At 37.0% G+C, this 9,215-nt stretch carries 7 protein-coding genes and 1 pseudogene; 5 read left to right on the top strand and 3 right to left on the bottom strand.

The annotated features are described in order from the left end of the window. The 3 genes from K2N75_RS05170 to K2N75_RS05160 all read left to right on the top strand — a co-directional run. Window positions 1-1,172 (top strand): flagellar hook-length control protein FliK (locus tag K2N75_RS05170; protein ID WP_300120104.1); only part of this gene is annotated, 1,172 nt, incomplete at its 5' end. A gap of 10 nt (window positions 1,173-1,182) precedes the next feature. Next, window positions 1,183-2,118 carry a flagellar hook assembly protein FlgD gene (flgD, locus tag K2N75_RS05165; protein ID WP_297681419.1) on the top strand — a complete coding sequence of 312 codons (936 nt, stop codon included), beginning with the start codon at window positions 1,183-1,185 and terminating at the stop codon, window positions 2,116-2,118. Between the two features lie 27 nt (window positions 2,119-2,145). Beyond that, on the top strand, window positions 2,146-4,446 hold the full coding sequence (locus K2N75_RS05160; protein ID WP_297681417.1) for a flagellar hook-basal body complex protein: 2,301 nt from the start codon (window positions 2,146-2,148) through the stop codon (window positions 4,444-4,446). Between the two features lie 48 nt (window positions 4,447-4,494). Here K2N75_RS05160 and K2N75_RS05155 read toward each other — a convergent pair whose 3' ends face one another. Further along, window positions 4,495-4,707 carry a hypothetical protein gene (locus K2N75_RS05155; RefSeq protein ID WP_297681415.1) on the bottom strand — a complete coding sequence of 71 codons (213 nt, stop codon included), beginning with the start codon at window positions 4,705-4,707 and terminating at the stop codon, window positions 4,495-4,497. Window positions 4,708-5,016: 309 nt separating this feature from the next. Then, entirely contained in the window at window positions 5,017-5,331 is a 315-nt protein-coding gene (locus K2N75_RS05150; protein WP_297681413.1) for a hypothetical protein, read from the bottom strand. Window positions 5,332-5,521: 190 nt separating this feature from the next. Between K2N75_RS05150 and alaS the strand changes: the two genes are divergently transcribed. After that, window positions 5,522-8,122 carry an alanine--tRNA ligase gene (gene alaS / locus K2N75_RS05145; RefSeq protein WP_297681411.1) on the top strand — a complete coding sequence of 867 codons (2,601 nt, stop codon included), beginning with the start codon at window positions 5,522-5,524 and terminating at the stop codon, window positions 8,120-8,122. Window positions 8,123-8,161: 39 nt separating this feature from the next. On the opposite strand, the gene K2N75_RS05140 is transcribed toward alaS, so the two are convergent. Continuing rightward, the gene (locus K2N75_RS05140; RefSeq protein WP_297681409.1) at window positions 8,162-8,788 is read right to left on the bottom strand and encodes a hypothetical protein; all 627 of its coding nucleotides are present in this window, start codon (window positions 8,786-8,788) and stop codon (window positions 8,162-8,164) included. 114 nt (window positions 8,789-8,902) lie between these two features. Between K2N75_RS05140 and K2N75_RS05135 the strand changes: the two are divergent. Continuing rightward, window positions 8,903-9,215, top strand: a pseudogene (locus K2N75_RS05135) (hypothetical protein); the annotation flags it as partial.

The raw sequence follows: 9,215 nt of genomic DNA, 5'->3' as shown, positions 1-9,215 counted from the left end.
CAGAGCCAGAATCCAAAAGCAAATTGCAAAAAACAGAGGTTAAAGAATCGCAAAATAAAAATTTGCAAGATAAAGAAAAATCAGAGAAAAATGTTAAAGAATCTCTTGCCAAATCCACAGATTCCTTGCAAAATAAAGCACAAGTGCAAGAGTTAAACAAACAAGAGATTCCTAAAGGGGAATCTACAAAACAAGATTTTGTGATGAAAAATGAGGTAAAACAAGAAAAAGTGCAAGAAAAAACCAATCAAGAAGCAATGCCTAAAGAATCTCAAAATACAAAAGCAGCTCCACAAAGCAAAGCGACACAAGAATCTTTGCGGAATCCTTTTGTCTTAAAAGAGCAAAGGGAAGTAAAAGAATCTTTCCTTAAAGAGGAAAAAGAGGATAAAAGAAATGTAAAAAATTCAAAAACTGCCACAACGCAGAATCTAAACACTCTTGGTAATATTTTAAAAGAGGAAAATATAAGGCAGGAAATCAAGCAACAAGATATTTTCTTGGAAAATTTGCTTAAAACTACGGAAAAATCTGCGCAAAGCCCAAAAGAAGCCTCTAAAGAAGTTGTCCAAGAAGCGAATAAAGAGACTTTGGAGAAAAAGGTAAAAATCAATCAAGAGATTTATCAAACAAGCACGCAAGCGCAAGTAGAGAATCGCTTGAGCGTGCAAAATACTTTCTTGCATTTTAGCGATAAATTAAGAGAGGCATTGCAGAATTATCGCCCACCCATTACTAGATTGTCCTTAGAACTCAATCCAGAAAATTTGGGAAGCGTGGAGCTTACGATTACCAAACGTGGAGAAAATGTCTCTGTGCAAATCACTTCCAATCAAAATGCTTTGCAACTCTTTATGCAAAATGCGCAAGAGTTTAAAAATAGCTTGAGCAATTTGGGCTTGAATGATGTAAATTTGGAATTTAAAGACAATGCTGGAAATCTTTTGGATAATGGAAGCTTTAGCGGCTCTAATGGCGGAAATAGCGGAGGATTTGGCGGACAAAATCAAGGAGAAAATCCTCACAGAGAGCAGAATTTATCACAAAATTCTGATGAAAATTCACAAAATGCTCAAAAGTGGAATGAAAATAGCTTACACATTTACAAAGAAGTCAATAACCCTTATGCCAAAGTGGCACTTGTGGAAATTAACTTTTCATATTATGCTTAAAGGATAAAGAATGTCATCAACAACTGCAACAGGACTAAATGGAAATTACCAACAACCTCAAACTACAAGCAACACAAGTCGTTCAAGTGGCACAGAGAGTGCAAAGGAAAACGAATGGAAAAATCCATTAGATGATAAAGAGATTCCCAAAGATGAAAGCACAACCGGTGGAAATTCATTGTCTAATGAAGCGTTTATGCGATTGTTTTTAGAACAACTTAAAAACCAAGACCCAACTGCTCCAATGGAGACACAAGAGATTCTAACGCAAACTGCGCAACTCACACAGGTAGAAGCGCAAGAAAAAATGAAAACCGCAATGGAAAAAATGACAAGTGCAATGGAATCTATGCAAGAAACTAACCAAAAGACGATTGAATCCCAAGAAAAGATGATTGAATCTCAACAAAAAATGTTGGAATCTCTAGGATTGCTTTCTGATAGTATTATGGATAGTAATATTTTAAATGGTTACAACTCTGTAAGTGTGATTGGAAAAATGGCAGAAACCGGCTTGGATACAATTACAATTGAGAAAAATGACAAAGTAGAATTTGGACTTTATTTTGATGAACCCATTGATGCAAGCAGAGGAAATCCAAAAATCACGATTGTTTCTAATACAGTAGTTAAGGGCGATGGCGAAAAAGAAGAAGTGGAAAAAACAATCGTCAAAGAAATTGACCTTAGTGCTTATGATGGACAAAGTGGTTGGATTACTTTTGAATGGGATACAAAAGACGATGGCGGAACTTATGTCAAAGCAGGGGATTATACGATTACGGCAGAATACAATTTGGATTCTACAACCAATAAATATTTAGAAACTTCTATGGGGCGCGGAGAAGTGCAAAGCGTCATCTTTGACCAAGGTGTTCCTTATGTTAAACTTGGCGAAATGATTGTTCCAATCACTTATGTTTATTCATTTGAACCCAAAAGCTAAGAGTTATAAAACAAGAAAGGATTCATTATGACAGGAGCATTTTATAACGGAATCAGCGGTGTTAGAACGCATCAATTTGGGATTGATTCAACTTCCAATAATATTGCAAATATTAACACCATAGGTTATCGTGCAAATCTGCCAGAGTTTAAAAGTCTTTTTGCGACAAGTATGAGTTATGTTAATGCAAACTCTCCAATTTCTAATGACTACAACTATGGCTCTACAATAGGTTCTAATGCAATCAATGCAAATGATGGCACTTATGTAAGTGCTGAGGGCGATTTCAATGTTGCTTATAGTGGCAAAGGCTGGTTTGTTGTTGGGTTGAATAAAAATGGTGCTTTTGATATTAATGCTCCTGTCTATAATGGCACACAACAAAATTATTTTACACGCGACGGCTCTTTTAGTTTAGATGGTGAGGGTTATTTAGTTAATTCTAGTGGCTATTATATGTATGGGATTAATCTAGGTAAAATCGCAGCTGATGGAACACTCACAGGCACAAATAACTTAGAGGGAGATTATGCAGGACTTTCTGGCTCTAATCTACAACCTTTACAAATTCCTAAAAATCTGACTTATAAGCCTACTTTAACAACAGAAGTGGGATTGTCTATCAACCTAAACCGCACACAGAATCCCAAAGGAATAGGGATTTTAAAAGATGAGAATAATAATTTTAGTATGGACAAATTCCTTTCTCACAACTTAAATGCGATGATGAATGCAAGCGGTGAAGCATTAGACCCTAAAAACTATAAAGACATTAGCATCAGTCTTGAAAGAGCAGGGACAACAACTACTTATACCTTTACTTATGGTGCAGAGGAAAATGGCTTTACCACAATGGGTGAGCTTATGGAGCTTATTAAAGAACAAACCGGCTTGACTTTGGGCTTAAAACTAGATAGTGATGGGAATCCTAGCGACTGCTCTTTGTATCTTAGCAATGGGGGAATGCAAGATGTAAAAGTAAGCATTAATGGCAAGCTTGCAGACAAATTGGGATTAAAAGCCAATAGTATTAACTTGGAATCCGCTTTTGGTAGCGCAATTAAAAGTTTTGCAGATAATACAGAATACCAAGACCAAGCACTTGTAAAATACAATGGTATGATTTTCCAAAAAAATGGAGACGGAATCGCTAATGGAAATCCTTTGGATAATCCTAATGATTGGACGCTTGTAGATAGTAGCGGGGTACCTGCTTATCAAGAAGCGCAAGCAAGAGAATATCAACAAAATGAACTTGTCATCAGTGAAGGTAAAGTTTATAGAAAATTAACAAACGATGTAACAGAAGTGATTGACCCTATCACAGGAGAAGTTACAATTGTTGCTCCAGAGGAGGACGCGACAAATTGGGAAGAAGTTGCAGACGCGACTTTGGGTGAAGTGCAAGAATATACCGCAGGGACAACTTATGCGCAAGATTCTATTGTAAGTTACAATGGAATCCTTTATCGCAAAACCAATGGTGCGGGTGATACTAATCCCGCAGAGGATAACAGAGGTTGGAGTATTTTAAGCGTAGCAAGCATTAGCAGCACACAACTTCAAGTGCCAACCTATGAAACAAACACTGAAATTTACAGCGATTCTGGAGAAAAGTTTATTTTAAAAACTCAATATATTTTAGTAGAACAAGCAGATAGAAGCGTAACACCAGAAGTTTTGGAACGTTGGGAAGTGCGAAGTAGTATTTATGACGGAATCGGAAAAGTGATGATTAGCGAGAATCCTACGATTAGCGAAATTACTTTTAATGACGACGGAACTGCGAATGCTGAAGTCTTGGAAGTGCCTTTTAATGGTGGAAATGTGCGTGTGGATTTGACACAATCTGCCGATGGCAAAACTTCAAGCAACTTTGCTTATGCGGATTCTGATACAAAATCTACTACGCAAGATGGCACAGCAGCAGGCATTATGAAAGACATTATAATTGATGAAAACGGAATCATTATGGTGAATTTCACCAATGGTAAATTGGAACCAATTGGACGCTTTGGAGTTGCTGCATTTGTGAATGACCAAGGACTTAGCAAGGTAGGTGGCAATTTATTCCAAATGAATGCACGCACAATTAATGGTGAAACTGCTGTTGTGAGCGGACCACCAATACTAGCTTGGGAAGAGGATGGATTAGCAGCTTTGAAATTCGGAAGAGTTTTAGATCATATGCTTGAAACTAGCAATGCAGATACAGGCGCATCATTAACAGATTTGATTGTCTATCAAAGAGGTTATCAAATGAGTGCAAAATCCATTACGACTGCCGACCAACTGATGCAAGAAGCAATTCAGCTCAAACGCAACTAAATTTTTACTTGTTGCGTTTTGATGACGCAAAAGAATCCCTACCAATTTTCAGTTTTGACTATTCTCTTTGTTTTTGGGTTCATATTCTTCATAGAGCATTTCTCCTGCACCATTATCATAGACTTTGTAATACAATGATTTGTTATTCAATGCTGTTGTGAGAGTTAAAACGATAAATGGCAACATTCCATTATTTTTCAACTTTGGTTGGCTTTGATAGATTCTTTTCTTCCGCAGATAAAGAGAGACCAAACTCGTCAAAACTTCTTCTACTGAATCATTTAAAACTGTTGTTGCCCATTCTTTACTATCGCATCTGTAATTGGGTTCTTCATTTATTTTCCTGCAGCCACCCAACACTAATATTGCAAAAAATACATAATATCAAACCAAATCTTTTCATTTTGCCGCCTTGTCATCTCTTATTGCGATTTACAATGTATCGTGCGTAGAATATTGAAGGAACAAACAATAAAGTATTTAGAATGAGCAATATTGTTCCTTGTAAAAAACATATCAAAAATGCGTGTGTAGGTGTTTGGGTGTCTTTAGGGACGATAAATTGAATTACTATTGCATCAAGAGCGGTATAAAAGCAATGATGCGAAGTGTGTCATTGTATGCACCCCTAAATTTATATGCAATAACACCAAAACAATAGAGATATAAACCAAAAAATACACAAAATATTGTTGTAGTGGATAGCAAATCTGGAAGCAGGAAAGATAGTAAAATACTTGGCAATAAACTTCCTAAAACCCAATACAATAAATGCCTCAAATAAATATTTTCATAGAACCAAACATCGTTAATCTCAGTAGCAGACTTTGCCACACCTACTAACTGCTCCACCAATTGCTTTGCTAGGGTTTTAAATCCATTCATTTTTGCTCCTTAAAATTAAAAAATAACAAAAATTCCACCCCCCATTTTTTTTAATTGGTTGCTTAAAAATAACTTTACTTTAATATATATTAAAATTTTCTAAATCAAAAATTTGTTCTATCTTTAGCGGCTTTTTAATTGACAAAAGATAAAATGGTGCGAAAATTTCGCAAACTTTTAAGGGTTAAAAATGAAAAAAAAAGATGTTAGAGCCTTATTTTTAGAATATTTTGCAAGCAAAGGTCATAAAGTTTATGATTCTATGCCTTTAGTACCTGATGACCCTACATTATTATTTACTAATGCGGGAATGGTGCAATTTAAGGATATTTTTACAGGACGCGTGCCGATTCCATCTCCCAATATCGCAACAAGTGCGCAGACTTGTATCCGCGCTGGTGGCAAGCACAATGACTTAGAAAATGTCGGTTACACCGCGCGACACCATACACTTTTTGAAATGCTTGGAAATTTCAGCTTCGGGGCATATTTCAAAAAGGAAGCCATTGCGTATGCGTGGGAGTTTGTTACAGAAGTTTTGGGATTTGATAAAAGTGTTTTGTATGTAACAATCCACGAAAGCGACGAAGAAGCATTTGAGCTATGGAGTGCGCACATTGACCCTGCGCGCATCAAAAGAATGGGGGACAAGGATAACTTTTGGCAAATGGGTGATGTAGGACCTTGCGGACCTTGTAGCGAAATCTTTATAGACCAAGGCGCAGAATTTTTCAATGGACCAGAGGATTATTTTGGTGGAGATGGGGACAGATTCTTAGAAATTTGGAATCTTGTTTTTATGCAATTTGAGCGCGACAAAGAGGGGAATCTTAAGCCTTTGCCTAAGCCTAGCATTGATACAGGTATGGGACTAGAGCGCGTGGTTGCATTGCTAGAGGGCAAACATAGCAATTTTGATTCCTCGCTTTTTATGCCTTTGATTGCCAAAGTAGAGGAAATTACAAAGCGAACTTATTTTTATGAAAGCGGAGCGAGTTTTCGCGTAATAGCCGACCACGCTAGAAGTGTGGCATTTTTGCTCGCACAAGGCGTGAATTTTGACAAAGAGGGCAGAGGATATGTGTTGCGCAGAATCTTGCGCAGGGCGATTAGGCACGGCTATTTATTGGGGCTTAGAGAACCTTTTGTTTATCAAGTGGTAGGTTGTGTGTGTGAAAATATGGGAGCGCATTATCGTTATTTGCTAGAAAAACAACAAGCTATTATGCAACAATGCAAAGCCGAAGAGTTGCGATTCTTTGAAACGATTGAAAATGGAATGAATCTTTTTAACAAAGAGCTAGAAAAATTAAAAGACGAAAAGCCAAATCAGCTTTTTAGCGGCGAAGTGGCGTTTAAGCTCTATGACACTTATGGCTTTCCTTTGGATTTGACGCAAGATATGTTGCGCGAAAACGGCTTTGGCGTAGATATGGATAGTTTTGAAATCTGTATGAAAGCCCAAAAAGAGCAGGCAAAAGCACATTGGAAAGGAAGCGGCGATAGTGCAAAAGAGGGCGATTTCAAGCTTTTATTGAGTGAATTTGGAGTTAATGAGTTTGTGGGATATGAAAAAATGGAATCCCAAAGCCGAATCCTCGCACTTTTAGATGAAAATATGCAACGTTCCGAAAGTATCAAAAAAGGCAAAATGGGCTTTATCTTGCTTGATAGGACGCCTTTTTATCCAGAATCCGGTGGTCCTGTGGGAGATAAAGGTGTGCTAATGCACAATAATGATAAAATTGCGGAAGTATTAGACACCAAAAAATATTTTGGTTTAAACATTAGCCAAGTCAAGGCAGTGCAGGATTTGAGGCTGAAAGAAGGAGTGCTTGCAATCGTGGATTCTATGCGTTTGGAAATTGCTAAACACCATAGCGCGACGCATTTGTTACACAAAGCCTTGCGAGAGATTTTGGGAGAACATATTGCACAAGCGGGCAGCCTTGTGGAATCCAATCGTTTGCGTTTTGACTTTAGCCATTCGCAAAGCCTAAGCAAAGAGGAATTAGAAAAGATTGAAGCCAATGTAAATGCACAGATTCTAAGCGCGCATCCGCAAATCTGCGAGCAAATGGATATACAAAGTGCAAAAGCAAAAGGAGCTATGGCACTTTTTGGTGAAAAATATGGAAACGAAGTTCGGGTAATTAGTTTTGGTGATTCCATAGAGTTGTGTGGTGGAATCCATGTGCCAAATACTGCATTTATCGGAAGTTTTTATATCGTTAAGGAATCCGGAGTGAGTAGTGGCGTGCGCAGGATTGAAGCGGTATGCGGTAAGGCAGCTTATGAATTAGGTAAAAACGCGCTTGGCGATATAGAAAAAGCAAAGGAAAACTTAAAAGCACAGAATCTTTTACAAGGGATTGATAAGCTCAAAGAACAAGTGCGTGAGTTGAAAAATAAAGCAAACAAGTCCTCAAACAGCCTCAAAGCAATGGAATCAGAAATTATCAATGGAACAAAACTCATCGTGTTGGAATTAAAAGAGATTGAAACAAGCGAGGTAAAAAAACTTGTAGATAATGCTAAAAACGAAAATGAGAAAGTAGCGATTCTTTTGCTTTCAACAGAGGAACAAAAAGACAAAATCGGAATCACTGCAGGCGTAAAAGGTGTGGATTTAAAGGCTGGAGCTTGGGTAAAAGAGATTGCTCAAATTTTAGGAGGAAATGGGGGAGGACGCGAGGATTTTGCAACTGCGGGCGGCAAAGATAAACTTAAGATTCCACAAGCTTTGCAACGCGCAAAAGAAATTGCCAAAGAGGCATTAAAGCAGCATTGAAAAAGCCTTGCCATTCATTCTAAGCGTGAAGCTTAGAATTTAAAAATTAGAATAATTTATAGAATCCGTATTTTGGACTTGAATTAAATTGCGTGTTGCCTCATTAATAGCGGAGTTAATTGCATTTTGAAGAGTGATTTGGATTTGGTTGGGATTGAGTTTGGATTTATCTCCAAAGACTCCTAAATATTGGCTATTTTGATTTTGAATGCTTGATTTTCCGCGAAAGATTCTTACTTCATTGGTTCTATGGAAATTGAGTTGAACTTCAAAAACGGCTTGGTCGCTTGTTTGCGAACTCCAAAAACCACCTTGTTTAGTCTGTGTATTGATATTGCCAAAGACTACTTCTAATTGATAATGATTCTTTTGTGTGTTGGTTGTTTCTGTACTAATTTGTTCAGATTGAATAAAGCAACCACTCTGCGCAAGTGATTTTTCTACCATTTGTTGCACTTGTGCATTAGGAATCGTGAGGTCATTATAATCTCCGCTTTTTAAATCTATTAGATGATAACTCGCAATGGGTTCTTGGCAAGTTTTTAAAACACGTGTATTAGGTAAATCATTAAACTTTTGCGCACACGCACTTAAAAGCAATGCGCTAAAAGTCAGAAAACAACTTTTTTGTATTAGATTTGGGCTTAGTGTTTTTAAAAAGGACATAGGCGCTCCTTAAAGAATGGGAATCAGTGAATTTCAAAAGTTAATTTTAGCACAATTTATTGCTAATTTTTATCAATATGGATACAATACACCAATAATTTATAAGGTAAAGCATTGCATTTTTTCAAAGGTAAAAAAATCATTATTTTAGAATCTTTATTGTGTATCCTTTTATGCGTTGGAATCGTTTTTTATGCGCAAATCAACAAGAGAGGATTGCAAAAACAAGACGCTTTGCTTTATTATGTGAATATTAGCGGCAAGCAACGTTTGCTTGCTCAAAGAATCGTTTTTTTATCTCAAATTGTTGTTACAAACCGTATTTTGAATCGCAACAATCCCGAAAGCCTAACAGAACTTCGTAGCTGCATTAATCAGCTAAATTCCATTCATATGATTTTGCAAAATTTTGTAATTTCTATGATTA

The organism is Helicobacter sp., from assembly GCF_029067145.1.
GTDB lineage: Bacteria > Campylobacterota > Campylobacteria > Campylobacterales > Helicobacteraceae > Helicobacter_D.
The sequence above is the reverse complement of the archived record's forward strand: the minus strand, read 5'-3'. Positions and strand labels throughout refer to the sequence as shown.